We start from the raw sequence: 25,980 nt of genomic DNA on the forward strand, positions 1-25,980 counted from the left end.
CCTGTGCGGCTGCGCCGCTTCCCCCTGAAAGGGGGACGACAGCCTCGCTGCGGGGCGGCCCTTGCTCGCTGTCTCTGAGCTGGGTCGCGCCAGTTTTTTACGCTGCGCGCCTTTGCCTTACTCCCTCGCCCCTTTGGGGAGAGGGGCCTGCTGGCACGGCGCACTACGCCGGCCTCACCCGCCTTCGCTTTGACCATCCAACACACAGAAATTTGTATGGCGACTTCACGTAAATCGACATCCAGCGCGGCCCAGCCCGTGCTGCAGCGCCCGCCGGCGGAAATCCAGTACGCCGCGCAGCTGGCACAGCTCCAGGCCCAGGACGCGGACCAGCCGCGCCCGCCGGGCTGGCGGCTCAGCCTCAAGGCCGCGCGCAGCTTTATTTTGGGCAATGCGGCTCTGGGCATTGCGCCCAAGATCATGGCCCCCGTGGCCAGCATTGAACGCATGCTGGTGACCCTGGCCACGGGCCGGGGCTTGATGCTGGTAGGCGAGCCGGGCACGGCCAAGTCCATGCTGTCCGAGCTGCTGGCCGCGGCCGTCTGCGGCAGCTCCACGCTGACGATTCAGGGCGGAGCCTCCATCACCGAGGACCAGATCAAATACGGCTGGAACTACGCCTTGCTGATCAACGAGGGCCCCAGCCCCCGGGCCCTGGTGCCGGCCCCGCTCTACCAGGGCATGCAGGCCGGACAGATCGTGCGCTTTGAAGAAATCACACGCGCCCCGCTGGAGGTGCAGGACTGCCTGCTGGGCATGCTGTCCGACCGCGTGATGGCCGTGCCCGAGCTGGCCGGCGAGCACGGCATGCTTTATGCCCGTGAAGGTTTCAACATCATTGCCACGGCCAACACGCGCGACCGCGGGGTCAACGAAATGAGCGCGGCACTCAAGCGCCGCTTCGACTTCGAGACCGTGTTCCCCATTCTCAATTTCGACAGCGAATTGGCCCTGGTGCAAGAGGCCAGTGCCCGCCTGCTGGCCCAAAGCGGCATTCCGCAAACGCTGCCCGCGCCCGTGCTGGAGCTGCTGGTCACCACCTTCCGCGATCTGCGCGGCGCCAGTGACAGTGGGGGCAGCGGCGCCATGGACAAGCTCAGCGCCGTGATGTCCACGGCCGAGGCCGTGAACGTGGCCCATGCCGTAGGCGTGCGCGCCTGGTTTCTGGAGCAGCGCGAGGGCTCGCCCCAGGACCTGGTGGACTGCATTGCCGGCACCGTGGTCAAGGACAATGCCGATGACCGCGCCAAGCTGCGCCGCTACTTTGAGCAAAAAGCGGCCAAGCGCCAGGGGCTGCACTGGAAGGCTTACTACGAAGCAAGACATAGGCTTCCATGAGCGCTCCTGAAATCATTGGTGTGCGCCACCACAGCCCGGCCTGCGCGCGGCTGGTGGCACAGCGCATACGCGCGCTGCGCCCAGCCTTTGTGCTGATCGAGGGCCCGGCAGACTTCAACGCGCGCCTGGATGAATTGGCCCTGCCCCACCAGTTGCCAGTGGCCATCTACAGCTATCTGTCCACGGGGGAAGTCCACCACGGCTCCTGGTCGCCCTTTGCCGAGCATTCGCCCGAATGGCAGGCCCTGGTCGTGGGCCGCGAGACGGGGGCGCAGCTGCGCTTTATCGACCTGCCGGCCTGGCACAAGGCCCTAGGCCAGCTGGAAAACCGCTATGCCGATGTGGCCGACGCCGAGCACGAGCACCAGGCAGAGGCTTACGAACAGGCGCTGGAGCAGCAACTGTCCGTGCAAGGGCGCGACGCGCTGTGGGACCATTTGTTCGAAGACGCGCTCGAAAACGACGGTGAGGGCAAGGAGCTGGCACAGCGCCTGTCCACCTACTTCGCCCACCTGCGCCCGGCACACGCGCCCGGCTCGCAGGGCAACCAGCAGCGCGAGCAGATGATGGCCCGCTGGATCGCCTGGGCCATGGCCCAGGGCGCCGGCCCGGTGCTGGTGGTGTGCGGGGGCTACCACGCCCCGGCGCTGGGGCGGCTGTGGACCGAGGTGTCCGCAGAGCTTCCGGAAACGCCGCTGCCTGATTCCACTACGGAATCAGGAGCTATCAGTGCTGATGGGGCAAGCGACGCACCGCGATTTGGCTCATTTCTCGTGCCCTATACCTTCAAGCGCCTGGATGCGTTTGCCGGCTATGCCGCGGGCATGCCCTCGCCCACCTGGTACCAGTGGCTGTGGGAGCATGGCAGCGAGGGCGCGGCCCGGCGCGCGCTGCAGGCCGTGCTGGGCCGCATGCGTGACAAAAAACTGCCTGCCTCCACCGCCGACCTGATGGCCGTGCACGGCAAGGCCCTGGGGCTGGCGCGGCTGCGTGGCCATGCCCAGCCGCTGCGCTGCGACTGGCTGGACGCCCTGGCCGGTGCCCTGGTCAAGAACGCGCTGGATGCCCCCCTGCCCTGGTCTTACCGTGGCCCGCTGCGCCCGGGCACCGACCCCGTGCTGGTGCTGGCCATGGATGTGCTGGCAGGCGATGCCACGGGCCGCCTGGCCCCCGGCACACCCCAACCTCCGCTGGTGACCGCCGTGGCCGCCGAGCTGGAGGCCCTGGGCATACCCCAGCGCGGCACGCTCCAGCTGGATTTGCTGTCCGAGGGCGACCGCGCCAAAAGCCGCTTGCTGCACCGGCTGCAAATACTGGAGTTGCCCGGCATTCGCCGCAGCCAGGGCCCTGAGCTGGCGCTGTCTGCCGAACGCGGCGAGCAGTGGGAGCTCAGACCCGTACTGGAGCAGCAGGCCGCACTGATTGAGGCCGGCGCCTGGGGCGCCACACTGCAGGATGCGGCCTGCGCCAAGCTGGAAGACCAGCTGCGCCGCGCCCAGGGCCGCATAGAGCCGCTGGCCCAGGGCCTGAACCGTGCGGCCTGGGCCGGGCTTGCCGCATTGAGCGACCGGCTGCTGCACGAGCTGCAGACCGCCGTGGCCAACGAGGGCCGCTTTGAGGCCCTGGCCCCGGCCCTGGGGCTTTTGCATGTGCTGCTGCGCCACGGCCAGGTGCTGGGCATGGCCGGTGCCCCCGTGCTGCGTGTGGTGGTGCAGGCCGGCTTTGACCGCGCGCTGTGGCTGCTGGAGCCCGCCGCCGTCATTCCCCCCGCCGAGATGGAAGCGCACCTGCAAGGCCACAAGGCGCTGCTGCAGATTGTCAGCGACAAGCTGGCGGCGCAGCCCGGCGATGGCCAGGCCCTGGACATTGAGCCGCTGCGCGCCCTGGGCCTGTGGCAGCGCAAGGCCGCAGACCCCGCCGCCGCGCCCTTAAGCCGTGGCGCGGCCCTGGGCGCAGCCTTCAGCCTTTCGGGCCGCGTGCCTGAAACCCAGGGGGCGAGCCTGGAACAGGCCATGGCCCTGTTGCAACAGCTGCCGCCGGCCACGCTGGGCGATGCCCTGGCCGGCCTGCTGGCGCTGGCACGCGAGGCCCTGGCCAGCGAGCCCGGCTTTGCCGCCGGCCTTGACGGCCTGGTGCGCGCACTGGACGGCGCGGACTTTGCCCTGGCCCTGCCCGCGCTGCGCGCGGCCTTTGCCTGGCTGCCGCCACGCGAGCGCGCGGCCCTGGCCGAGCAGGTCCTGCAGCTGCACCAGGCCACGCATCTGCCCCAGCGCGTGCTGACCGGCCCCTTGCAGACCACGCTTTCCCCCGAGGAAACCGCCCAGGCCACGGCCTGGGAGACAAAGGCCGCACAGCGAATCGCACGCTGGGGCATAGACACAGGAATCGCACATGGCCTTTGACATTACCGAGCCCCTGCAGCGCTGGCGCCTGCTGCTGGGCGAATCCGCCGAAGCGGCCTGCGGCAGCCTGGGCGAACAGGCCCAGGCGGCGGACGCGGCCCTGGACTGGCTCTACGGCCGCGACCCCGAGCGTGCCCAGCGCGGCGAACGCGCGGCCGGGCTGGGGCCTTCTGCCCTGTCCACACCCGACTGGATCAACACCATCCACCAGCTGTTTCCCCAAGAGGTCATAGAGCGGCTGGAGCGCGACGCCGTGGAGCGCTTCGGCATTGACGAGGTGGTGACCAACCTCGAAGTGCTGGAACGCATAGAGCCCTCGGAATCGCTGCTGCGCGCCGTGCTGCACACCAAGCATTTGATGAACCCCGAGGTGCTGGCCGCGGCGCGCAAGCTGGTGGCCGAGGTGGTGCGCCGCATCATGGAAAAAATGGCCACCGAGGTGCGCCAGGCCTTTGGCGGCACGCGCGACCGGCGCCGGCGCTCGCGCATCAAGATTGCGCGCAACTTCGACTTCAAGCACACGATTGCGGCCAATCTGCACCGCTGGGACCCGAAAAGCCAGCGCCTGTATTTGCAGACCCCGCTGTTCAACAGCCGCACACGCCGCCATATCGAACCCTGGGACATCATCTTGCTCATCGACCAGAGCGGCTCCATGGTGGACTCGGTGATCCACAGCGCCGTGATGGCGGCCTGTCTGTGGCAGTTGCCGGGCATGCGCACACGCCTGGTGGCCTTTGACACCGAGGTGGTGGACCTCACCGCCGATGTGGCCGACCCGGTGGAGCTGCTGATGAAGGTGCAGCTGGGTGGCGGCACCTATATCGCCAAGGCCGTGGGCTATGCCCAGTCGCTGATCAGCAACCCGGCCAAAAGCATGGTGGTGCTGGTCAGCGACTTTTACGAAGGCGGCAGCGAAAGCGAGCTGGTGCGCCGCGTGCGTGCGCTGACCGAGGCCGGCACCAAGGTGCTGGGCCTGGCCGCGCTGGATGCCGAAGCCAAGCCCGCCTATGACCGGGACATGGCCGCGCGCCTGGTGAACGTGGGCGCCCAGGTGGGCGCCATGACACCGGGCCAGTTGGCCGGCTGGCTGGCAGAAAAGGTGCAGGCATGAGTCGCCCCGATCTGCTGGAACTCACGCCCCAGGCTCTGACGGTCCTGGCCAATGCCGGCTTTGTGAAACGCGCACAAAAAGACGTGGCCGCCGGCCTGCTGCCGCGCATAGAGGAAAGCGAAGGCGGCGAGGTGGCCGCGCATTTTGACGATGGCGTCAGCACCCGCTTGCCCGCTGGCCGCACGCTGCGCGATGCCAGCTGCTCCTGCCCGGCCAGCGGCATGTGCCGGCACCGGGTGATGCTGGTGCTGGCCTACCAGGCGCTGGCACAGTCACAGGCACAAGCACCGGGACAAGACAGTGCGCCAGCGCCGGTCGCTGACAGCCAAGCTCCGACCCAGGCCCCTGCCGAGGTCTGGACCCCCGCCGAGTTCGACGCCGCTGCCTTGGCCCAGGTGTTCTCGCCCTCGGTCCAGGCCCAGGCAGGCGAGCTGGCAGCCCAGCGCCCGGTGATTGCCCTGCTGCCTGGTGTGGGCGAGCAGCAGGCACCCAGTGCCCGCCTGCCCATGTGCAGCGTGCGTTTTTTCTCGCGCAGCTCCCTGGCCCATGCGCGTTGCGACTGCAAGCAGGGCAGCGGCTGCGCCCATGTATTGCTGGCCGTATGGGCCTACCAGCAGGCCGGCCCCATGGCCGCTGACGCGCCCGAGCGCATGGTGGAGCTCCAGCCGCGCACGGATGCTGCCAAGACCACCCAAGCCCCCCGCAAGCTGCTGGACAGCGCGGCCGCATGCAGCGCGCAGCAGGCGCTGGAGCAACTGCTTGCCGCCCTGTGGCTGGAGGGTGCCAGCCAGCCCTTGCTGGCCCTGGCAGCGCGTTTTGAAGCCTTGCGCGCCCAGGTGCAAGCCCTGGGCTGGGCCTGGGTGGACGATGGGCTGGGCGAGCTGTGGCAGCTGCTGCAGGCCCACCAGGCACGCAGCAGCCGCTTTGATGCCCATCGCCTGCTGGCCGTAGCGACCGAACTCTGGGCCCGGCTGCGCGCCGCCGCCCATGCCGAAGGCTGCGCGCCCGATGCCGCACCGTCACTGCTCTCCAGCCAGATCCTGGGCCTGGGTGTGAAGGGCGAGCTGGCGCTGGACCATCTGCGCCTGGTGTCCCTGGGCGCGGCACTGTGGCGCAGCGAAACCGCCGAAGGCGCCAGCCTGCTGTTTGCCGACCCCGACACCCAGTCCGTCACCGTGCTGGAGCGCGAGTGGCCACTGGCCGATAGCAGAAACCCTGGCCCTGCGCCCACGGCCCTGCTGCAGCGCCGCGTGGCCGGTTTTCCGCTGCGCCAGCTGGCCAGCGGCCAGGTCATCACCAAGACCGCCGTGCGCCGTGCCAATGGTTTGATCGACATCAGCTCCGGCACACGCCAGACCGGTGTGATGCCGCTGTCGCCCCGCTCCTGGGACGATCTGACCGCCCCGCTCAAGCACCACAGCCTGGCCACGCTGCGCCAGGCGCTGGAGAGCGCCCTGCCCGACTTTGCCACCCCGCGCCAGGCCGCCACCGGCGCGGCCGCTGGCACGGGCGGTGCCCTGCATGTGCTGGCCAGCGCGCAGCTGCGGCTGCTGGAACAGGCCTGGGATGCGGGCGCCCAGGTCTTGCATGCACAGCTGGCAACAGCGGAGGAAACCGGAGCAGATGCAGAGGAGCGTGATGTGCTGCACCTAGCCCTGCCCCACCATGCCGCCGCGCCTGCGGCCGTGGACACTCTGACCCGCGCCCTGGCCGGCGAATGGGGGCCGCTGCGTGCCGTAGCAGGCAGCGTGCGCCTGCAGGCGGGTCAGTTGGTGATGCAGCCCCTGGCCTTGCTCACAGCCGAACGCGGCCTGGCCCTGCAGGCCGAGCCCGGTGCCGGCACGCAGCAGCTGACACTGGCCCAGGGCCGACCGGAACGCGGCGCGCTGCAGGCGTTGACCGATGTCAGCCTGGACCTGCTGGCCATCTGGCTGCGCCAAGGGCTGCGCCACCAGTCCGCCCCAGCCCTGGCGCGCGCTGCCGAGCAGGCCACAGGCCTGGACCAGGCCGGACTGCCACGCAGCGCGGCCTTGATGCGGCGGGCGCTGGCGCAGCTCAGAAGCAGCGAACACCCGGCCCTGCTGGCCAGCCTGGGGGCTTTGACGCTCTTGCTGCAGGATCAAAAATAAATGTGCGAGAGCTCTTGACATCTGGCAAATCGTTATAATATGAATCTTATCGGCAAGAGCGACAGCAGCACCTCCGGCCCGGGCCCCGTGAAGCAATCACGTGATTCGCAGCAAGTGCATGGCCCAATATTCCGCAAGGACTGCATACCAAATGTTCGCCCAGACATCTTGCCTTGGAGCGTTTTCGCTCCCGAGCATGCATGCTTTCAACCTGCATGCTCGCGCGCCGGCTTTTATGGCGCCTGTTTGATTTTCCTTTGCGTGCGTCTGCTTTTGAGCGAGAGGTGTTCATGCCCCAATCAAAGTCCGTGAAGTCCAAGCAAGCCCTTGAAAGCGCGGCCAAGTCCAAGATTTCTACCAGCTCTTCTGCGACAGCCGCGAAGAGCGTCGCCACCGCGACCAAAGCCAGGAAAGACACGATAGTGGCAACCAAATCACAAGCCGAACTCAAAGCCATGGCCGACGAGCTGCTCGCTGCAGCCGCCCCCAAGCGCAGCCGCAAGAAAGCCGCTGAAAGCGAAGACGCCGCAGGCGAAGCGCCTGCCAAAAAGACTGTAGCCGCCAAGAAGGCCCCTGCAGCCAAGAAAGCCCCTGCTGCCAAAAAGGCTCCCGCCAAGAGTGCTGCCGCGAGCAAGCCTGCAGCCAAGCGTGGCCGCAAACCAAAAGCCAAGGAAGGCGAGGACATGGACGACGAGATGTCGGACATGGATTCGGACTTTGACGGGGAGATCGATACCGACGTCGAGACCGAGGTTGAAGTCGAGGCAGAAGTCGAGGTCGAAGCTGCTCCTGTCGAAAAGGTCAAGCCGCTGCGTATGAAGATCAGCAAGGCCAAGGAGCGTGCCTTGATGAAGGAATTCGGCCTGGACGAAACCGTCCTGACCGAAGAGGAAATGAACACCCGCCGTCAGCGCCTGAAGGCGCTGATCACGCTGGGCAAGACGCGCGGCTACCTGACCCACAGCGAAATCAACGACCACTTGCCCGACAAGCTGATCGATGCCGAAACGCTGGAAGTCGTGATCTCCATGCTCAACGACATGGGTGTGGCCGTGTACGAGCAGACGCCCGACGCGGAAACCCTGTTCCAGAACAACGTGACGCCCACGGCCACCACGGTGGAAGAGGCCGAGGAAGAAGCCGAGGCCGCCCTGTCCACCGTGGACTCGGAATTCGGCCGCACCACCGACCCCGTGCGCATGTACATGCGTGAAATGGGCACGGTGGAGCTGCTGACGCGCGAAGGCGAAATCGAAATCGCCAAGCGCATCGAAGGCGGCCTGATGGACATGATGGAGGCCATCTCCGGCTCTCCTGCCACCATTGCCGAGATTCTCTCCATGGCCGAAGAGATTCGCGAGGGCAAGGTCGTGATCTCCACCATCGTTGACGGCTTTGTGAACGCCAACGAAAACGATGACTACGTGGCCGAGGAAGACTTCGACGAATACGACGAAGAGGACGACGACGATGGAAAGGGCGGCTCCAAGGCGCTGACCAAAAAGCTCGAAGAGCTCAAGAACGAGTCCCTGCGCCGCTTCGACAACATGCGCGACATGTTCGAGCGCCTGCACAAGCTCTACGACAAGGAGGGCTACGGCTCGGCCTCGTATGCCAAGGTACAGAAATCCCTGACCGAGGAGCTGATGACCATCCGCTTCACGGCCAAGACCATCGAGAAGCTGTGCGATCTGGTGCGCGCCCAGGTGGACGATGTGCGCAAGAAGGAGCGCGAGCTGCGCAAGATCATCGTCGACAAGTGCGGCATGTCCCAGCAGATGTTCGTCGAGCAGTTCCCGCCCAATCTACTGAACCTTAAATGGGTGGAGCAGCATGCTGCCGCAGGCAAGCCGTACAGCGCCGTTCTCGAGCGCAACATCCCGCCCGTGCAGGAGCTGCAGCAAGGCCTGATCGACCTGCAGTCTCGTGTGGTGGTGCCGCTGGACGAGCTCAAGCGCATCAACAAGCGCATGAACGACGGCGAGCGTTCCAGCCGCAATGCCAAGAAGGAGATGATCGAGGCCAACCTGCGCCTGGTGATCTCGATTGCCAAGAAGTACACCAACCGAGGCCTGCAGTTCCTAGACCTGATCCAGGAAGGCAATATCGGCTTGATGAAGGCCGTGGACAAGTTCGAATACCGCCGCGGCTACAAGTTCTCGACCTATGCCACCTGGTGGATTCGCCAGGCCATCACCCGCTCGATTGCGGACCAGGCACGCACCATCCGTATTCCGGTGCACATGATCGAGACCATCAACAAGATGAACCGCATCTCGCGCCAGCACTTGCAGGAGTTTGGTTTCGAGCCCGATGCCTCCATCCTGGCGGCCAAGATGGAGATCCCCGAGGACAAGATCCGCAAGATCATGAAGATCGCCAAGGAGCCGATCTCGATGGAAACCCCCATCGGCGACGACGACGACTCCCACCTGGGCGACTTTATCGAGGACACGAACAACACCGCTCCGGTGGAAGCCGCCATGCAGGCCGGCCTGCGCGATGTGGTCAAGGACATTCTCGACGGCCTGACCCCGCGTGAAGCCAAGGTGCTGCGCATGCGCTTCGGCATTGAAATGTCCACTGACCATACATTGGAAGAAGTGGGCAAGCAGTTCGACGTGACGCGCGAACGCATCCGCCAGATCGAAGCCAAGGCGCTGCGCAAGCTCAAGCACCCCAGCCGCTCCGACAAGCTGCGCAGCTTTATCGACTCGCTGTAACCCAGCCTCGGTCTTTTGCCATCAAGGCCTGTCCCGGATCCGGGGCAGGCCTTTTTTGTCGCCGGGCCACTCCCAGACATATTGCCGACTGCCCCATGTCCGCCGGCGAGTCTTGTTTCCAAAAACGCATTCCCCTGTTGCGCACGTTTCGCTTTCCCTCGCCAGGCAGTCTTCTTAGACTCAGAGCGTGTTCACGATCTCCTCACGGCGCGCCTGCGTAGAGATCGTGAACACGCTCTGAGGACTAGCACGACTTCCCGAAGATCAACCAGCCCATCATGCGCTCGCTTGCGGCCCATCCCTGCCCGGCACGGCTACGGCTTCCAGATCTGCGGCCAACAGGCCAGGAACACAGGAAAACACGCCATATGGAGCCTGCCTGAGCATGTCATTGCCTCGTTCTTCAGGCTTCGGGAATCTGCACATAGGGCTTCGCATAGGCCTGGCCTTTGCGCTCACGATCGCCCTGTCGGCCATCGTCACGGTGCTCGCAGTGCTTGCCCTGATCAAGGTCACTGCGTCCCTGCATCTGGTGACCCAGGACTACTACATCAAGGTCCACACCTTGCACCAGATTGCTTCGGAAGTCGGAAAGCAGGGACTGCTGGTGCGCAATCTGTTCATTTTTGATGATCCCATCCAGCACCAGCAGGACCTCAAAGGCATAGAGGACAGCTACACCACCATCGAGCCGATGTATACGCGCCTGAGTCTGACCATCCACGCTCCGACAGGCCAGAAGCTGATGCACGAACTGCTGCAGCAGCGCGACATCTATGTTCACACCCTGAATCACCTGCTCGAGCTTCTAGGACAAGGAGAGGGCGCTCAGGCGCGCCGCCTGCTCGAAGGCGATCTGCGCCTGCATCAGCAGGCCTATGTGGATGGCATGAACCGGCTGATCAAGTTCGAGGAAGACCTGACCAGCAGTGCCAGCGACTTCGCCGAAAACCAGGTGCGCCTGGGAATGGTGCTTGTCGTGAGTGCCGGCGGCGCTTGCACCCTCTTGTCAATCTTGCTCGGCTGGCTGCTCACACGCTCCATCACGGCGCCGCTGCGTCAGGCCGTGCATATCGCCGAGACAGTTGCTGCAGGCGACCTCAGCACCCAGATCACCGTGGTCAGAAAGGATGAAGCCGGCCGCCTGCTTTCGGCGCTTGGCAGCATGAATGCAAGCCTTGTGAGGATTGTGGGCGATGTGCGCTCCGCCTCCGCAGGGATTGCCACCGAGGCTGCGCAGATCGCCAACGACAACGCCCAACTGAGCCTGCGCACCGAAGAGCAGGCCAGCAGTCTCCAGGAGACCTCAGCGTCCATGGAAGAGCTCACCTCCACCGTTCAGCAAAATGCCGATTCCGCGAAGCAGGCTCAGCAGCTGGCCCATCAAGCATCCGAAGTCGCCAGCCTCAGCGCAACCGCTGTCGGCTCCGTCGTGAACACCATGAGCGGCATTCAGGACAGCTCCGAGCGCATGGCCGACATCATCTCCGTCATCAACGACATCGCCTTCCAGACCAACCTCCTGGCACTCAATGCGGCCGTGGAGGCTGCCCGCGCAGGCGAACAGGGTCGAGGCTTTGCCGTGGTTGCCTCGGAGGTCCGCAACCTCGCACAGCGCTGTGCCGCCGCAGCCAAGGAGGTCAAGGCCCTGATAGAGACAGGCATCAGGCATGTAGGCATGGGCAACACCCATGTGGGACAGACCCAGCACACCATCCGAGACCTTGTGACGCAGATCACCCAGGTTGCAAACTTCATCACCCAGATCAGCGAGGCCAGCCTTCATCAGGCCAGCGGCATTCATCAGGTGGGCAATGCCATGCAGGAGCTGGATCAAACCACCCAGCAAAATGCAGCCCTCGTCGAGGAGCGCGCCTCGGCTGCAGAAAGCCTGCACCAAAAAGCAGAGGCCCTGATGCAGATAGTGTCGCAATTTCGCCTGCCTGGTCACGATGCCCTTGCTGCCGTAAGCTTCACGGGCCGGCCAGACGCAGGGCCGTGAAGCTCGGTCATGCTCCTCTCTTCAGCCCCGACATTGGTACCTGCAGCCAGGGCCGTTAAGGCGCGTTGCAACAGCGACCATGCATCCATACGCCCGGGCTCGGCTTCTGCCTCAAGCTCATGGATCTCAAGACCCTACGCCTCTTCGCAACAGCAGCCGAGCAGGTCAGCTTCACGCTGGCTGCCAAGGCTTTTTGCACCACCCCATCCACCGTCAGCAAGGCCTTGAAGGCCTTGGAGCGGGAGTTGGGCCTGCCTCTCATGGTTCGCGGCGGCCCCGCCAAGGGTCTGACACCTGCGGGTCTGATACTGCTGCAGCGGGCCCGGCGCATCATGGATGAGGTCTCTGGCTTGCAGGCAGAGCTCGACCAGTTGCGCGAACTGCGGCATGGCTCTCTTCGCCTGGGCTTTCCATGCCTGGGCGCCAGTTCGCTTTGCGTGAAAATGCTGACCCGCTTCCAGCAAAGCTACCCGGGCATCGAGCTGAGTGTCAGCCTGCTGCCGCCTGATGTGCTTGAGGAGCAAATCCATCAGGGAAGTCTGGACCTGGCCCTGGTCATCACCACCCATGCCACAGATCCCGACACCCGTCTGCTGCACACCGAGCCGGTGGTTGCCGTCCTTCACGAGAGCCTGCTGGGCCCGCTCCCGCAAGGCCTTGCGGCCCGGGCGCTGGCCCCCTGGCGGCTGCTGCTGTTCGAGCAGTGCCGCAGCCTCAATGCCAGCCTGCTCCAGGCCTGCGCCCATGCGGGACTGCACCCGCATGTGATGCTTGTCAGCCCCGGGGCCAGCGATTATTTGCTTGAGATGCTTGCCGCCCGTCAGGGGTTCTCGCTGCAGCCGCGCTCCTTCATGCAGCGCCATCCGCACCCGCAGCTGCTAAGCCTCGAAGTGCAAGACCTTCCTCTTCTGTGGCATTACTCCCTGACCTGGCCGCGTGGCAGCAGGCCAGGCCAGGCTGCCCAGGCCTGGCTGGCCCTGGCAGGGCAGGCCCATGAGCCGCCGCCCTGATCCTCACACGACAGCACCCTCTTGCTGCATTGCCTGTATCTCCTGCTCGGCATAGCCCAGGCCCAGCAGCAACTCTTGAGTGTGCTCGCCCAGGTTCGGCGGGTTCATGCGTACACCCGGACGCTGGCCGCCCAGCCTCAGGGGCAGCAAGGTGGTTCGCACCTTCTCCCCCGCGCGCTCACCGTCGGTCAGCGTGATTTCTGCGAGCCCGCCCGTCGCATTCAGATGCGGATCATCAAACAACTGCTCGGGCCGCATGATGGACGCATGGGGCAGGCCATGGCGTTCGAAGATTTCCGCCAGCTCGGCGGCCTCCCGGTCCGCCAGACGCGCGCGCAACTCGGGCATGAGTCTGGGCCTGGCGCGCACGCGGTCGTTATTGCTGGCAAGCTGCGGATCGGCGAGCAGGTCGTCAAAGCCCAGGGCCTGGCACAGGCTGTGCCACTGCGCATCGCTGACTGCGGCCAGAAAGATCTGCTCGCCATCCCTGACGCTGAAAACGTCATACACCGCCCAGGCCGAGATGCGCTCGGGCATGGGTGCAGCAGGCTGGCCCGTGACCGCATACTGCATCATGTGCTGGCCCACAAGAAACACGTTGTTCTCGAACAGCGCCGCATCCACCTCCTGGCCACAACCCGTGCTCTGGCGCTGCATCAGCGCTGCCATGGCGCCTATGGCGCCGAACATGCCGCCCATGATGTCGTTGACGCTGGAGCCCGCGCGCAGCGGATCGCCCGAGCGCCCCGTCATATAGGCCAGGCCGCCCATCATCTGCACGACCTCGTCCAGCGCCGTGCGATGCTCGTAGGGTCCGGGCAGAAAGCCCGCATGGTTCACATAGACCAGGGCCGGATTGAGGCGCGACAAGGCCCGGTAGTCCAGCCCGTACTTCTTCATCACGCCAGGCTTGAAGTTTTGCAGTACCACATCGGCCGAAGCCGCCAGACGTATCGCGGCCGCCAGCCCCGGGGCCGAGCGCAGATCCAGGCCCATGCTCTTCTTGTTGCGGTTGAACATGGGGAAAAAACCCGCGCCCGCACCCAGCAGGTGGCGCGTGCGGTCGCCGTCCACGGGCTCGACCTTGATGACTTCGGCCCCGAGGTCGGCCAGCACCATGCCGCAGGTAGGCCCCATGACCATGTGTGAAAACTCGACCACGCGCAGACCCGCAAGCGGCAGCGCCGCCGATCTGGCAACAGTCTCGGCGCCCTCTTTTTCCTCGATTGCATTCATGCCTGCATTCTCGGCCATCAGGTCTCCCGGCCCGGCCGCTGCCATGCCTTCTGGCCATGGCAGTGCTCGTCACTGCGGAGCGTGGCCGGTCTGCAACACTTCCTCATTTTTTCACTCACGGCAAACCCCAAGGCGTTGCCGTCATGGATTTTGAGCTACGAAACTTGTAGCAAAATGGATCACAGGCTATAGTCTTCGAGACTTGGCTTTGTGCGTTTGGCCAAACGCACAAGCTCAACAAACACTATTGCGCAAGGAGAAGCGTCCATGAGCTCCAAGGAAAACGCCGCCATCAACCAGTTGTTCGAAAAGCTCGAATGCCGTTACGCGCTGCGCGTGCTCTGGGCCTTGCGCGATGGTCATCCACAGACTTTTCGCCTGCTGCAGGACAGCGTGGGCGGCATCACGCCGAATACGCTGAACACGCGCATCAAGGAGCTGCGCGAGTGCGGTCTGCTGGAGCATGGCTCGGACGGCTATACCGTCACCTTGTCAGGCCAGGACCTGCTCAAGCGCCTGTCCGACGTACAGGCTTTTGCCAACCGCTGGGCTACGGCACGCGCCAAGAAATAGGCGCCGGCCGACAAGCCAGCATCCACCGCAGGGCCACGGGGCCATTCCCGTCAGGCCCTTTTTCTTATCCTCTTTCGATTTCAAGGATGACTCACATGGCTTTCACGACCACGGCCTCGGGCCTGCAATACGAAGACACGACCGTAGGCGAAGGCGCCGAAGCCCAGCGCGGCCAGCAAGTCACCGTGCACTACACGGGCTGGCTCTATGAAAGCGGCGTGCAAGGCGCCAAGTTCGACTCCAGCCGCGACCGCAACGATCCCTTTGTGTTCCCCCTGGGCGCAGGCATGGTCATCAAGGGCTGGGACGAAGGCGTGCAGGGCATGAAGGTCGGCGGCCAGCGCACGCTGATCATCCCCGCCGAGCTCGGCTATGGCGCGCGCGGTGCAGGCGGCGTGATTCCGCCGAATGCAACGCTCAAGTTCGATGTGGAGTTGCTGGGCGTCTGATGCGCTGCCGGCAAGAGGCTGAGCCAGCTCACTTGCCGCCCTCCTGCTCCTCGAACAAGGCCTTGTGCAGCGGCGCATAGAGCTCGGGTGAGACCGCATCGCGTATGCGCGGTGCCAGGGCGGCGAGCTGCTCGTAGCCCACGGCCGCCTCCACGGCCAGATTCAGCCTGAAGCCCTTGAGCCCCAGCGCCCCCGTCAGGGAAACCGCCAGCGGATAGGCGCTGGCATAGCGTTTTGCGGCCTGGGCCGCATCCAGCGGCCCTGCGCGGCCGGGTCGGGCCTGGGTCTTTTCCTGCTCGGGCCGGGCCTCGGCCCCTTCGGGCGTGCCGCTGTCGCGCTGGGCATCGCGCGGCGCCAGCCAGGCGCGTTCCACCAGGCCCATGATCTCGTCCCGCGTCACGCCCATGCCGGTCACGGACTCAAGCACCTGGGCCAGGCTGCGCTCGCCGTTGAACAGCAAAAAGGCCGATCGCAGTCGCGGAGAAAGATCCGCATGCCGCTGCTGGAAGGCCTGCTGCCCAGCCGGCGTCTTCATGAAATACATAAACCCAGATCCACAGGAGTCGCTTGAGGCCTAGAGACTGCCATGGTCAGGGCCTGGGCCCAATCGGGTTTTCCGCAGGTCAGTCTCTATCAAGACCATAGCGGCTTGCGCTTGATACATAACGATTTCATTACTAAATCGTCTTGAAATCCTTATATGGCAAGCGGTAGGCGCTACTCTTTTAGATAGTCGCGTGCAGACTTCCCCAGGCAGCTCACCAGCCAGGTCACAAGCAGGCCTAGGGGTACGCCAAAGACCCCGGCCGAGATCGGCTGTATGTCCCACCACAGGCCGCTGCGCAAAAACCCGGGCAGCGCAGCCTGCAGCCCCGCGACATGGGACAGCATGTAGTAGAGCGTGACCCCCAGGCCCGCGAGCATGCCGGCCACAACGCCTTGCCGCGTGGTGCCGCGCCAGAAGATGCCCAGCACCATGGCCGGCACAAAGGCCGAGGCCGCAATGGAGAACGAGGCCGAGACCATGGGCAGGATGTCCGATGAACGCAGCGAGGCCACGAAGGCTGCCGACAAGGCCACGACCAGCAGCGCAAACTTGGAGAGAATCACGCGCTGCTCGGGCGAGGCTCGGCGCCGGCGCTCACGAAAATAAAGATCGCGCACGAGTGCATTGCTGATGGTCAGCAGCAGGCCGTCGGCCGTGGACAGGGCTGCGGCCAGGCCGCCTGCAGCGACCAGGCCCGAGACCACATACGGCATGCCGCCGAGCTCGGGCGTGACCAGCATGATCAGGTCGGCCCCCATGCGGATCTCGCCAAACTGCAGGATGCCGTCGCCGTTCACGTCCTCCACGGACAAAAGCCCGGCCTCCACGCGCGACCACTGGGCGATCCAGTTGGGCAGCTCGTCGAAGCGCGTGCCCACCAGGGTGCTCATGACCTCGTACTTGACCAGGGCCGCAAGCGCCGGCGCGCTCAGATACAGCAGGCCCACGAAGAACAGCGTCCAGCCCACGGAGGCGCGCGCAGCCGAGACCGAGGGCACGGTGTAGTAGCGCGTGAGCAGATGCGGCAGGCCCGCCGTGCCCACCATGAGGCAGAACATCAGGGCCAGAAAATTGCGCCGGCTGCTCTCGAATGCCTGCTTTTCCTCGGGCCCGCCATCGGGATCGCCCGCAAACGGATGGCTGTGCAAGGGCATGCCGGCCAGGGGCTGCATGCGATCGCACACCTCCTGCAACTGCTGGGTCCAGCGCTCGCGCGCCGAGGCCTCGTCGCGCGGCAGGCTCGCGAGCTCGCGGCTCGCGGCCATGATGGCGCCTATGTCGCCGCTGCTGGTGCGCAGCCCGCGTATGCGCTCCATCAAGGCCTGGCGCTCGGCCTCCAGGCTGCGCTGCACGTCGCCCAGCCTGGCCTCCAGCACCTGGGCGCGCGCGCGGTAGGCGGCCTGCACCTCCTGCTCGGCCGGGGACTGCTGCAACTGCTGCTCAAGCTGGGCGATCTTGCCGAGCTGCTGGGTATAGACCACCGACGCCAGCGGGTTGCCCAGCTGCTTGTAGGCCAGCCAGGAGACAGGGATCAGAAACGCCAGCAGCAGCACCACATACTGGGCCACCTGGGTCCAGGTGATGGCGCGCATGCCGCCCAGAAACGAGCACAGCAGCACGCCGCCCAGGCCCAGCATGATGCCGATCTCGAACTGCACGCCCGTGAGCCGCGAGGCGATCAGGCCCACGCCGTAGATCTGCGCCACCACATAGGTGAAGGAGCACATGATCGCCGCCAGCGCCGCAATCACGCGCGGCCAGCGCCCGCCGAACCGGACCTGGAAGAAGTCCGGAATGGTGTAGAGATTCATGGCGCGCAGATGCGGCGCGATCAGCATGCCCACCAGGCAGAAGCCGCCGGTCCAGCCCAGCAGATAGGCCAGGCCGCCCGCATGGCCGGGCAGGCCCGCAAATCCCTGCAGATACAGCGCGCCCGAGAGGCTGATGAACGAGGCCGCGCTCATCCAGTCGGCCGCTGCCGCCATGCCGTTGTAGACGGGCGGGATGTTGCGCCCGGCCACGTAGTATTCGTCGGGACTGCTGGTGCGCAGATAAACGCCTATGGCCGCATAGACCATGACGGTGAAGAACAGAAAGATCGGGCCGATCCAGTGGCGCGAAAGGCCTTGCTGTTCGGCCCACAGCATGAGGGCCAGAAAGCCCAGCACGCCCAGCATGTAAAAGCCCATGCCGCGATGGCGCCGCCAGGCGCGCGAGCGGGACTCAGTCATGCGGTGGGGGCTGCTGCGCGCCATGGCTGGGCGCTGTGCCGGAGCGTGCCCCACGGCGCTCCAGATGACTCATGGCCAGACAGTAGACGATCAGGACCACCAGAAACATCAGCACCGAGCCTTGCGCCGCAAGCCAGTAGGCCAGGGGCCAGTCGGGCATGAGCGACTGCAGATCGCGCGCAAAATAGACCACGCCAAACGATGCCAGAGCCCAGACCGCGAGCAAAGCGGCCTTGAGCCTCAGGTGGCCGGCATCGTGGAAATCCGGGGGAAAGCCCTGTCCCCCGGGATCCGGGCCATCGTCATGCAAGTATCCGGGATCCTGGTGCATGACGAGCCGGCCCGGATGCTCAGCCCGCCGCCAGACGCTGCCAGGTGGCAACCACGCTGTCGGGGTTCAGCGAGATGGAGGCAATGCCCTGGTCGGACAGCCACTGCGCAAAGTCGGGATGGTCCGAAGGGCCCTGGCCGCAGATGCCCACGTACTTGTTCTGCGCCAGGCAGGCGGAGATGGCACGCTCCAGCATCTTCTTGACCGCAGGATCGCGCTCGTCGAAGTCGGCTGCCAGCAACTCCAGGCCCGAGTCGCGGTCCAGGCCCAGGGTCAGCTGGGTCAGGTCGTTGGAGCCGATGGAGAAGCCGTCGAAGTACTCGAGGAACTCGTCGGCCAGGATGGCGTTGGAGGGCACTTCGCACATCATGATCAGCTCCAGGCTGTTCTCGCCGCGCTTGAGGCCGTTGGCCGCCAACAGTTCGGTCACGCGCTTGGCCTGACCCAGGGTACGCACGAAGGGGATCATGATCTTGACGTTGGTCAGACCCATGTCCTCGCGCACGCGCTTGAGCGCCTCGCACTCCATGCGGAAGGCCTCGCCGAAGTCCTCGGAGATGTAGCGCGCCGCACCGCGGAAGCCCAGCATGGGGTTTTCCTCCTCGGGCTCGTAGCGGCTGCCGCCGATGAGCTTGCGGTATTCGTTGGACTTGAAGTCCGACATGCGCACGATCACGGGCTTGGGATAGAAAGCCGCAGCAATCGTGGCCACACCTTCGGCCACCTTGTCCACATAGAAGGCGCGCGGCGATGCATGTCCACGGGCCACGGATTCCACAGCCTTCTTGAGGTCGGCGTCCACAGCCGGGTAGTCCAGGATGGCCTTGGGGTGCACGCCGATGTTGTTGTTGATGATGAACTCCAGACGCGCCAGGCCCACGCCCTCGTTGGGCAATTGGGCAAAGTCGAAGGCCAGCTGGGGGTTGCCCACGTTCATCATGATCTTGGTCTTGATGGCCGGCATCTCGCCGCGCTGCACCTCGGTGACCTCGGTCTCGATGAGGCCGTCGTAGATCCTGCCGGTATCGCCTTCGGCGCAGGACACGGTCACCAGGGTGCCGTTCTTCAGCAGCTCGGTGGCGTCACCGCAGCCGACCACGGCGGGAATGCCGAGCTCGCGCGCAATGATGGCCGCGTGGCAGGTACGGCCGCCACGGTTGGTGACGATGGCCGCAGCCTTCTTCATCACCGGCTCCCAGTTGGGGTCGGTCATGTCGGTGACCAGCACGTCGCCGGCCTGCACCTGGTCCATCTGCGAGATATCGCTGACCAGACGCACGGGGCCGGTACCGATCTTCTGACCGATGGCGCGGCCCTCGGCCAGCACCGTGCCCGTACCCTTGAGCGCATAGCGCTGCTCGGCCTGGCCCTTGGCCTGGCTCTTCACGGTTTCGGGGCGAGCCTGCAGGATGTAGAGCTGGCCGTCCGTGCCGTCCTTGCCCCACTCGATGTCCATGGGACGGCCGTAGTGCTGCTCGATCACCAGCGCATAGTGGGCCAGTTGCTGCACATCCTCGTCGCTCAGCGAATAGCGGTTGCGCAGCTCATGGGCCACATCGGTGGTCTTGACCAGCTTGCCGTCGGCGGCCTTTTCCTCAGGCGTGGCAAACACCATCTGGATCAGCTTGGAGCCCAGGTTGCGGCGGATCAAGGCCTTCTTGCCGGCCTTGAGCATGGGCTTGTGCACATAGAACTCGTCGGGGTTGACGGCGCCCTGCACCACGGTCTCGCCCAGGCCATAGCTGGAGGTGATGAAGACCACTTCTTCAAAGCCCGATTCGGTGTCGATGGTGAACATCACACCGGCCGCGCCCAGGTCGGAGCGCACCATGCGCTGCACGCCGGCGGACAGGGCCACCACGTCGTGCTCGAAGCCCTTGTGCACGCGGTAGGAGATGGCGCGGTCGTTGTAGAGCGAGGCGAACACTTCCTTCATCTTGTGCAGCACGTCCTCGATGCCCACCACGTTGAGGAAGGTTTCCTGCTGGCCTGCGAACGAGGCGTCGGGCAGGTCTTCTGCGGTGGCCGAGGAGCGCACGGCAAACGAGGCCGCTTCATTGCCACCCTGCAGGCGCACGAATTCCTCGCGAATGGCTTTTTCGAGATCGGCAGGGAAAGGCTGGTTCTCGACCAGGGCACGGATCTCGGCCCCCACGCGGGCGAGCTCGCGCACGTCGTCCACGTCCAGAGCCGCGAGCTTGGCGCTGATCTTGCCGGCCAGGCCGTCGTGCGCGAGGAATTCGCGGAAGGCATGGGCCGTGGTCGCAAAGCCCGTGGGCACGCGCACGCCCTGGGGCAACTGGGAAATCATTTCACCGAGCGAGGCGTTCTTGCCGCCAACGGACTCGACGTCCGTCATTCTCAGTTTTTCAAACGCCACGACCAGGGCGGTCGCCTCAAAGAGTTGAGACATGGGAAAGCTCCAAAGTTAGAAAACCGTTGTCCGCCGTTGCCGCAGAAGTCGGGCACGACGAATCCGCCCACGCGGGTTGGCGCGAGGCTTTGCTGTTCTGGTTGGAGGCCGGCAACAAGCATGGGCGGGAAATTGTGAATAATGGGCGCCATTGTAGGCGCATGCCGGCCACCTGGCCCGGGGCGCCTGCCTTGTTCTGCTTTGCCACCAGGGCCGCAGTGCCCGTTCACCATGCATACCCATACGATTTTCGTGATCTCCGACGGCACAGGTATTACGGCCGAGACCTTTGGCACGGCCATCATGGCCCAGTTCGACACCAAGCCCCGCCTGGTACGCATCCCCTTCGTGGACAGCATGGACAAGGCCCATCAGGCCGTGCGCCAGATCAACCATGTGGCCGAGGTCGAAAGCCACAAGCCCATCGTCTTCACCACCCTGGTGAACCAGGATGTGCTGGACATGATCGAGGCCGAGTGCAAGGGCAAGGTGTTCGACATGTTCGGCACCTTCGTGCGCCCGCTGGAACAGGAGCTGGGCCAGAAATCCCTGCATCGCGTGGGCCGCTTCGCCGACATCAGCGAGAGCAAGGAGTACCTGGAGCGCATGGAGGCCATCAACTACACGCTGGCCCATGACGACGGCCAGACGAATACCGACCTCAGCGGCGCCGACGTGATCCTGGTCGGCGTCTCGCGCAGCGGCAAGACGCCGACCAGCCTGTACCTGGCCATGCAGTTCGGGCTCAAGGTCGCCAACTACCCCCTGATCCCCGAGGACTTCGACCGCAAGCAACTGCCTCCGGCGCTGGTGCCCTACCGCAAGAAGCTGTTCGGTCTGACCATCGACCCCCTGCGCCTGTCCAGCATACGCAACGAGCGCCGCCCCGACTCGCGCTATGCAAGTCTTGAGAACTGCCGCAACGAAGTGGCCGAGGCCGAGTCCATGATGCGCCGCAGTGGCATTCAGTGGCTGTCAAGCACGACCAAGTCGATCGAGGAGATCGCCACCACCATCCTGCAGGAAGTGCTGCCCCAGCATCTGGGGCATTGAGAATCAAGCACCCCCTGAGGCGCTGACGCGCCTTCCCCCTCTCTCGCTTCGCGGGAGGGGGACGACAGCCTCGCGGCGGGGCGGCCCTTGCTTGCTGTCCCTGGCCTTGGGCCGCGCCAAGTGGATCCGCTATCCGCCTGGCTTTCACCCTGAGGCGCTGACGCGCCGATTGGCTGCGCAGCGCCGAAAAAACATCAAAAAAGATAGCTTATAGCGCGCTCCCCATAAGGGCTAAAGCCTATTTTCATTCATTTTTATTGGCAAACAGGTATTGCTGCACACCGTCTTCGGCAGTGACGGGGGTGCAGGTCACACCCCAGACACGCTCTATGGCCTGAGGCGTGAGCACCTGGGCCACGGGACCGCACAGGCTTTGCGCCCCCAGCAGCAAGACCTCGTGCGCATAGCGCAGCGCGAGATTCAGATCATGGATCACGGCCACCACGCCCAGGCCCTGGCGCTCGGCCAGCTGGCGCAGCAAGCCCATGCAGCGGTGCTGGTGGGCCAGATCCAGGGCCGCCGTGGGCTCGTCCAGCAACAGCCAGCAGGTATCCTCATCGCCAGGCCGCTCCCAGACCTGGGCCAGGGCGCGCGCCAGATGGACGCGCGCCCTTTCTCCTCCCGATAACTGGCGTATGCTGCGCCCACCCAGATGGGCCACACCCGCAAGCGCCATGGCCTGCGGTGCGATCACCTCCTCCTGGGGGCTGGGATGCTGACGGTGCGGGTAGCGTCCCAGTTCGACGACCTCGCGCGCCGTGAAGTCAAAGGCCACGCTGCAATCCTGGGCCATGAAGGCGCGCCGGCGCGCGAGCTGCTGGCCATCGTGCGCGGCCAGCGGCTGGCCGTCGAGCCAGACGTCACCGGACTGAGGCATGCGCTCCCCCACCAGCATGGACATCAGCGTGGACTTGCCCGCACCATTGGGCCCCAGGATGGCCGTGAAGCGCCCCGCCTGCAGGGCCTTATCCACCACGGCCAGGCGCGGCCCCATGCCTATCCCCACGCCCAGGCTCCGGCACTCCAGCGAAGAGCTGCGGGCACTCATACCCGATTCCCGAACTGACGCAGCATGAGCAAGAACAGCGGCACGCCCACAAAGGCCGTGAGCACACCCAGCGGCAGCTCCGCCGGGCTGACCAGGGTTCGCGCCATGGCATCGGCCACCACCACCAGGGCCGCGCCCAGCAGGGCCGATCCCGGCAGCACCACGCGATGATCGGGCCCGGCCACCAGACGCACCCAGTGCGGGGCTACGAGGCCGATGAAGCCGATGATGCCCGTGGCTGCGGTCACCGCCCCCACGGCCAAAGCCGCGATGAGCACGGCGCGGCGCTTGCAGCGCTCCACGGCCACGCCCAGAAGACGGGCCTGGGCCTCGCCCAGTGCAATCGCGTTCAGCGGGCGCGCAAGCGCCTGGCCCGCGCACAGGCACACGGCCACGGCCGCACCGACCAGGACCACGGCACTCCAGCGCGCCGCACCCAGGCTGCCCAGCAGCCACATCTGCAGATTGCGCAACTGCTCATCGGTGGAGACAAAGCTCAGAAAGCCCAGGCCTGCGCCGGCCAGCGCATTGATGGCAATGCCGGCCAGCAGCATCAGGCCCATGTTCGCGCCCTCGCGGCCGCGCCCCAGCCCATAGACCAGGGCCGTGGTCAGCAGACCGCCGCCAAAAGCCATGAGCACCAGCAGCCAGCTGCCCAGGGCCCTGGGCAGGAACGGCGCCCAGGCCGCGCCCAGGACAATGGCCAAGCCAGCAAACAATGCAGCACCGCTGCTCACGCCGATCAGTCCGGGATCGGCCAGGGGGTTGCGGAACAAGGCCTGCATCAAGGCGCCCGCAAGGCCCAGGCCGGCCCCCGCGGCCACGCCCAGCAACAAGCGCGGCAGGCGAATATGGAGCAGCACCAGTTGCTCGGGCCCTGCAGGCTCTGAACCCGCCACGGACTGCCATAGCAGGATGAGCAGCCTTCGGGGCTCGATCGCATAGGCGCCGCTGGCAATGCCGATCAGCAACGCCGCGAGCACCAGACACAGGCCCAGCAGCAGCACCAGGCCAGGACGCATTCCTGGGCGCGCAAGATTCGAGTCGGCTGTCGGCACAACGACATCTGCCAGCACCAGCAACTCGCTCAGGCTGCGGACCCGTGCCTGGTTCATGCAACGAGTGACTGGAACTGCCGGTGCAGCCGGTCCACGGCCTCTGGCAGGCGCGGCCCGAATCCCAGCAGTTGCCCGGCATCGACCATGACCAGGGCCTTGCGTGCGAAGGCAGGCGTCAAGGCCAGCTCGGGGCGACGCCAGAACGCCGTCTCCCCGCCCATGGCCTCGATCCCTGGCTCGGTATTGATGAGCACATCGGGCGCAGCCGCCGCCATGGCCTCGGCGGTCAACGGCCTGTAGCCCTCGAAGGCAGCGCCCGCATTCACACCGCCAGCCATCGAGATCAGGGCATGGGCGCTGGTGCCCCGGCCCGCAACCGAAGGTGTGCCGCCATGCGCAAGCATGAACAGCGCGCGCGGCTGGCGCCCGGCCCTGGCCACACGCTCCTGTACCTGCTGCCACTGCCTGTCCAGCTTGAGCTGCAAGGCCTGGGCCTGGCTCGCACGCCCGGTCTCTCGACCCACGAGCTGCAGCTTGGCCTGGACCTCGGCCCAGTCATTGCTCCCTTCGATCAGGCTCACGCGCACGCCTGCCGCACGCAGCTGATCCAGCACCACGGCAGGCCCGGCCTCCATGGTGCCTATCACCGCATCCGGCCTGAGCGCAAGCAGACCCTCGGCCGAGAGCTGGCGAACATAGCCGACCTTGGCCGTCTTCTGCGCGGCCTCGGGGTAGAGGCTGGTGGTGTCCGTGCCCACGAGCAGGCTTTCTGCGCCCAGGTGATACACCATCTCGGTCAGGGCACCGCTGAGCGATACCAGGCGCCGCGCAGGCTGGACTTGGCTTGCGGCCTGGACCAGACCCATGCGGGCCATGGCTCCCGCTGCCATGCTCATCCCCATCCAGCGCAGCGCAGCGCGCCTTTGATGCGCATGGCTCATGCCGACTCCTTGGATTCCCGCGACTGGCCCGCCGGCTCCAGACGCGGCAGCTGTTCCGCCAACTGGCGCCAGGCCCCAAGCTCGGGGTTGCCGGGCTTGCGCTCACCAAAAAACATGGCCATGAGCTCGCCCTGGGCATCAAACGCCTCGACCGAAGTCACCACGCCATCGGCCGTGGGCTTGCGCACCAGCCAGACCGCGTCGATCTGGTCGCAGCGCAGGTGCAGGCTGAAGTCCTCGTCCAGCACATTGAGCCACTCACCCTTGCCCGGCAAGGCCAGCGGCTTGATGTTGCGCACCGGCCCCGTGTGAATCTGTATGCAGCCCGGACTGCCCACGAAAACCATGATGGGAAGAGCGTCGAGCGCGGCCGCATCAAGCAGCCCCTGCAGGGACCGAGGCGCGAGGCGCTCGCAGAAGTCGCCCTCCACCAGATGCAAGGCCTGCTGGCGCTCGGCACCAAAGCGCTTGAGCAGATCGAAGAATTCGTGCGTGTCCTGCATTGCCGCCCAGGCGCTGCGCAAGCCTGCGACATCAATGTCCACATCAGGCTTGACCACGGCGCATGGCACTGTGCGGCGGAACACATAGCCGGCGCTGGGCTCGGCAAAGCGCTCGACCAGGGCCTGCCAGGCCTGCATGTCCGTGGCCTCACGTGCATAGATCTTGTGCACGGCCAGCCCCTGGGCATTGAAAAACTGCAGACTGTGCATGGTCTTGCCTGGCGCGGCCGATTGCTCGGTCACCGCATAGCCCGCATGCCACTGGGTGAAAAACAGGCGCAAGTCGATCTCGCGCCCCAGGGCCAGGCCAACCGGCCCCTGGGCCGACAGCTTCCGATACACCCCGGTTTTCTCGTGCACCGTTGACTCGTTGCGCGTCAAGGCCATCACGGGCCCACAAGCCTCCAGCGCCTTGAGCAGGCTCAGCCATTCAGGGCGCAGGGGCCTGGCCTGCAAGCTGGCACCATGCTCTCCCGCATGCGCGCCTATGACCGCGCCCTCCGGCAAGCCCAGGGCCTGGGCCGCTTCCCTGGCCCGCAAGCCGCCCAGTCGCTCGCGCGCAAAAAGCTCGCGTACCTGGGGTGCGTTGACCGCAATCACATTCTCGTAGCTCTGCTTTTCGATAACTGCTGCTGTCATTGCAAAACCTTCCATGCAGCATGCCGCCACAGGCATGCGAAAAAATGAAAAGCATGAAAGTTCGAACGGCGCATGAGGATGGCTTGCGCAAAACCAGACCCTGTCAAGCCAGAAGCCGCACTGTGCAGCCCTCAAGGAAAACCATTGCTCGAACATTTCAAGAGCTGGCTTGCGGCGGCGGAGGTGTTGCCCCCGGGCGGCATCATTGCTGGCTGAACCTGGAATTATATGCAAATGATT

19 protein-coding genes are annotated in these 25,980 nt (G+C 65.5%); 10 read left to right on the forward strand and 9 right to left on the reverse strand.

Going from position 1 to position 25,980, the window contains the following annotated elements; all coding sequences use genetic code 11:
• The first annotated feature begins 216 nt into the window (after positions 1–216).
• The 7 genes from G486_RS0101515 (at position 217) to G486_RS0101545 (ending at position 12,718) form a co-directional block, all read left to right on the forward strand.
• On the forward strand, positions 217–1,338 hold the full coding sequence (locus tag G486_RS0101515) for an ATP-binding protein (RefSeq protein ID WP_051302987.1): 1,122 nt from the start codon (positions 217–219) through the stop codon (positions 1,336–1,338).
• A complete protein-coding gene (locus tag G486_RS21295; RefSeq protein WP_034386250.1) occupies positions 1,335–3,740 on the forward strand; it encodes a DUF5682 family protein in 2,406 nt (801 codons plus the stop codon). Before G486_RS0101515 ends, G486_RS21295 begins: the two co-directional genes overlap by 4 nt.
• Entirely contained in the window at positions 3,730–4,854 is a 1,125-nt protein-coding gene (locus tag G486_RS0101525; RefSeq protein WP_027013938.1) for a VWA domain-containing protein, read from the forward strand. The genes G486_RS21295 and G486_RS0101525 overlap by 11 nt, the downstream gene beginning before the upstream one ends.
• Complete coding sequence (locus tag G486_RS0101530; RefSeq protein ID WP_034386252.1) at positions 4,851–6,983, forward strand: SWIM zinc finger family protein; 2,133 nt, start codon at positions 4,851–4,853, stop codon at positions 6,981–6,983. Before G486_RS0101525 ends, G486_RS0101530 begins: the two co-directional genes overlap by 4 nt.
• Before the next feature lie 290 nt (positions 6,984–7,273).
• The gene (gene rpoD, locus G486_RS0101535) at positions 7,274–9,706 is read left to right on the forward strand and encodes an RNA polymerase sigma factor RpoD (protein ID WP_027013940.1); all 2,433 of its coding nucleotides are present in this window, start codon (positions 7,274–7,276) and stop codon (positions 9,704–9,706) included.
• 385 nt (positions 9,707–10,091) lie between these two features.
• The gene (locus G486_RS0101540) at positions 10,092–11,708 is read left to right on the forward strand and encodes a methyl-accepting chemotaxis protein (RefSeq protein ID WP_027013941.1); all 1,617 of its coding nucleotides are present in this window, start codon (positions 10,092–10,094) and stop codon (positions 11,706–11,708) included.
• 119 nt (positions 11,709–11,827) lie between these two features.
• Positions 11,828–12,718 (forward strand): LysR family transcriptional regulator, encoded by an 891-nt coding sequence (locus G486_RS0101545; protein WP_027013942.1) that lies wholly within the window; start codon positions 11,828–11,830, stop codon positions 12,716–12,718.
• A 3-nt stretch (positions 12,719–12,721) separates the two neighbouring features.
• Here the strand turns inward: G486_RS0101545 and G486_RS0101550 are convergent, their stop codons facing one another.
• Positions 12,722–13,954 (reverse strand): CaiB/BaiF CoA transferase family protein, encoded by a 1,233-nt coding sequence (locus tag G486_RS0101550; protein ID WP_051303009.1) that lies wholly within the window; start codon positions 13,952–13,954, stop codon positions 12,722–12,724.
• Positions 13,955–14,221: 267 nt separating this feature from the next.
• Between G486_RS0101550 and G486_RS0101555 the strand changes: the two genes are divergently transcribed.
• Together G486_RS0101555 and G486_RS0101560 are read left to right on the forward strand one after the other, a co-directional pair.
• Positions 14,222–14,527 carry a winged helix-turn-helix transcriptional regulator gene (locus tag G486_RS0101555; protein ID WP_027013944.1) on the forward strand — a complete coding sequence of 102 codons (306 nt, stop codon included), beginning with the start codon at positions 14,222–14,224 and terminating at the stop codon, positions 14,525–14,527.
• A gap of 95 nt (positions 14,528–14,622) precedes the next feature.
• The gene (locus tag G486_RS0101560) at positions 14,623–14,976 is read left to right on the forward strand and encodes an FKBP-type peptidyl-prolyl cis-trans isomerase (RefSeq protein WP_027013945.1); all 354 of its coding nucleotides are present in this window, start codon (positions 14,623–14,625) and stop codon (positions 14,974–14,976) included.
• Positions 14,977–15,004: 28 nt separating this feature from the next.
• On the opposite strand, the gene G486_RS0101565 is transcribed toward G486_RS0101560, so the two are convergent.
• The 4 genes from G486_RS0101565 to ppsA form a co-directional block, all read right to left on the reverse strand.
• Positions 15,005–15,520 (reverse strand): hypothetical protein, encoded by a 516-nt coding sequence (locus G486_RS0101565; protein WP_027013946.1) that lies wholly within the window; start codon positions 15,518–15,520, stop codon positions 15,005–15,007.
• Between the two features lie 173 nt (positions 15,521–15,693).
• Positions 15,694–17,754, reverse strand: a complete 2,061-nt coding sequence (locus G486_RS0101570; protein WP_027013947.1) for a VC_2705 family sodium/solute symporter — start codon at positions 17,752–17,754, stop codon at positions 15,694–15,696.
• Positions 17,747–18,064 carry a DUF4212 domain-containing protein gene (locus G486_RS0101575; RefSeq protein ID WP_407059779.1) on the reverse strand — a complete coding sequence of 106 codons (318 nt, stop codon included), beginning with the start codon at positions 18,062–18,064 and terminating at the stop codon, positions 17,747–17,749. The genes G486_RS0101570 and G486_RS0101575 overlap by 8 nt, the downstream gene beginning before the upstream one ends.
• Positions 18,065–18,104: 40 nt before the next feature.
• On the reverse strand, positions 18,105–20,498 hold the full coding sequence (gene ppsA, locus G486_RS0101580) for a phosphoenolpyruvate synthase (RefSeq protein WP_027013949.1): 2,394 nt from the start codon (positions 20,496–20,498) through the stop codon (positions 18,105–18,107).
• 231 nt (positions 20,499–20,729) lie between these two features.
• On the opposite strand from ppsA, the gene ppsR reads away from it, so the two are divergent.
• The gene (ppsR, locus tag G486_RS0101585; RefSeq protein WP_027013950.1) at positions 20,730–21,551 is read left to right on the forward strand and encodes a posphoenolpyruvate synthetase regulatory kinase/phosphorylase PpsR; all 822 of its coding nucleotides are present in this window, start codon (positions 20,730–20,732) and stop codon (positions 21,549–21,551) included.
• 244 nt (positions 21,552–21,795) lie between these two features.
• On the opposite strand, the gene G486_RS0101590 is transcribed toward ppsR, so the two are convergent.
• The 4 genes from G486_RS0101590 to G486_RS0101605 all read right to left on the reverse strand — a co-directional run bounded on the left by G486_RS0101590 (position 21,796) and on the right by G486_RS0101605 (position 25,740).
• Complete coding sequence (locus G486_RS0101590) at positions 21,796–22,599, reverse strand: heme ABC transporter ATP-binding protein (RefSeq protein ID WP_027013951.1); 804 nt, start codon at positions 22,597–22,599, stop codon at positions 21,796–21,798.
• The gene (locus G486_RS0101595) at positions 22,596–23,621 is read right to left on the reverse strand and encodes a FecCD family ABC transporter permease (protein WP_027013952.1); all 1,026 of its coding nucleotides are present in this window, start codon (positions 23,619–23,621) and stop codon (positions 22,596–22,598) included. The genes G486_RS0101590 and G486_RS0101595 overlap by 4 nt, the downstream gene beginning before the upstream one ends.
• Before the next feature lie 89 nt (positions 23,622–23,710).
• On the reverse strand, positions 23,711–24,598 hold the full coding sequence (locus G486_RS0101600; RefSeq protein WP_027013953.1) for a heme/hemin ABC transporter substrate-binding protein: 888 nt from the start codon (positions 24,596–24,598) through the stop codon (positions 23,711–23,713).
• Positions 24,595–25,740, reverse strand: a complete 1,146-nt coding sequence (locus tag G486_RS0101605; protein WP_051302989.1) for a hemin-degrading factor — start codon at positions 25,738–25,740, stop codon at positions 24,595–24,597. The genes G486_RS0101600 and G486_RS0101605 overlap by 4 nt, the downstream gene beginning before the upstream one ends.
• Positions 25,741–25,980: the final 240 nt, after the last annotated feature.

The sequence above is a fragment of the Comamonas composti DSM 21721 genome, assembly GCF_000429845.1.
Lineage (GTDB): Bacteria > Pseudomonadota > Gammaproteobacteria > Burkholderiales > Burkholderiaceae_C > Comamonas > Comamonas composti.

What these genes read in the sequence shown, in the direction of transcription:
- G486_RS0101605 (WP_051302989.1), bottom strand. Translation starts at nt 25,740, where the DNA reads ATGACAGCAGCAGTTATCGAAAAGCAGAGCTACGAGAATGTGATTGCG.
- ppsA (WP_027013949.1), bottom strand. Translation starts at nt 20,498, where the DNA reads ATGTCTCAACTCTTTGAGGCGACCGCCCTGGTCGTGGCGTTTGAAAAA.
- G486_RS0101565 (WP_027013946.1), bottom strand. Translation starts at nt 15,520, where the DNA reads ATGTATTTCATGAAGACGCCGGCTGGGCAGCAGGCCTTCCAGCAGCGG.
- G486_RS0101550 (WP_051303009.1), bottom strand. Translation starts at nt 13,954, where the DNA reads ATGAATGCAATCGAGGAAAAAGAGGGCGCCGAGACTGTTGCCAGATCG.
- rpoD (WP_027013940.1), top strand. Translation starts at nt 7,274, where the DNA reads ATGCCCCAATCAAAGTCCGTGAAGTCCAAGCAAGCCCTTGAAAGCGCG.
- G486_RS0101555 (WP_027013944.1), top strand. Translation starts at nt 14,222, where the DNA reads ATGAGCTCCAAGGAAAACGCCGCCATCAACCAGTTGTTCGAAAAGCTC.
- ppsR (WP_027013950.1), top strand. Translation starts at nt 20,730, where the DNA reads ATGCATACCCATACGATTTTCGTGATCTCCGACGGCACAGGTATTACG.
- G486_RS0101545 (WP_027013942.1), top strand. Translation starts at nt 11,828, where the DNA reads ATGGATCTCAAGACCCTACGCCTCTTCGCAACAGCAGCCGAGCAGGTC.
- G486_RS0101590 (WP_027013951.1), bottom strand. Translation starts at nt 22,599, where the DNA reads ATGAGTGCCCGCAGCTCTTCGCTGGAGTGCCGGAGCCTGGGCGTGGGG.
- G486_RS0101595 (WP_027013952.1), bottom strand. Translation starts at nt 23,621, where the DNA reads ATGCGTCCTGGCCTGGTGCTGCTGCTGGGCCTGTGTCTGGTGCTCGCG.
- G486_RS0101530 (WP_034386252.1), top strand. Translation starts at nt 4,851, where the DNA reads ATGAGTCGCCCCGATCTGCTGGAACTCACGCCCCAGGCTCTGACGGTC.
- G486_RS0101560 (WP_027013945.1), top strand. Translation starts at nt 14,623, where the DNA reads ATGGCTTTCACGACCACGGCCTCGGGCCTGCAATACGAAGACACGACC.
- G486_RS0101600 (WP_027013953.1), bottom strand. Translation starts at nt 24,598, where the DNA reads ATGAGCCATGCGCATCAAAGGCGCGCTGCGCTGCGCTGGATGGGGATG.
- G486_RS0101515 (WP_051302987.1), top strand. Translation starts at nt 217, where the DNA reads ATGGCGACTTCACGTAAATCGACATCCAGCGCGGCCCAGCCCGTGCTG.
- G486_RS0101540 (WP_027013941.1), top strand. Translation starts at nt 10,092, where the DNA reads ATGTCATTGCCTCGTTCTTCAGGCTTCGGGAATCTGCACATAGGGCTT.
- G486_RS21295 (WP_034386250.1), top strand. Translation starts at nt 1,335, where the DNA reads ATGAGCGCTCCTGAAATCATTGGTGTGCGCCACCACAGCCCGGCCTGC.
- G486_RS0101570 (WP_027013947.1), bottom strand. Translation starts at nt 17,754, where the DNA reads ATGACTGAGTCCCGCTCGCGCGCCTGGCGGCGCCATCGCGGCATGGGC.
- G486_RS0101525 (WP_027013938.1), top strand. Translation starts at nt 3,730, where the DNA reads ATGGCCTTTGACATTACCGAGCCCCTGCAGCGCTGGCGCCTGCTGCTG.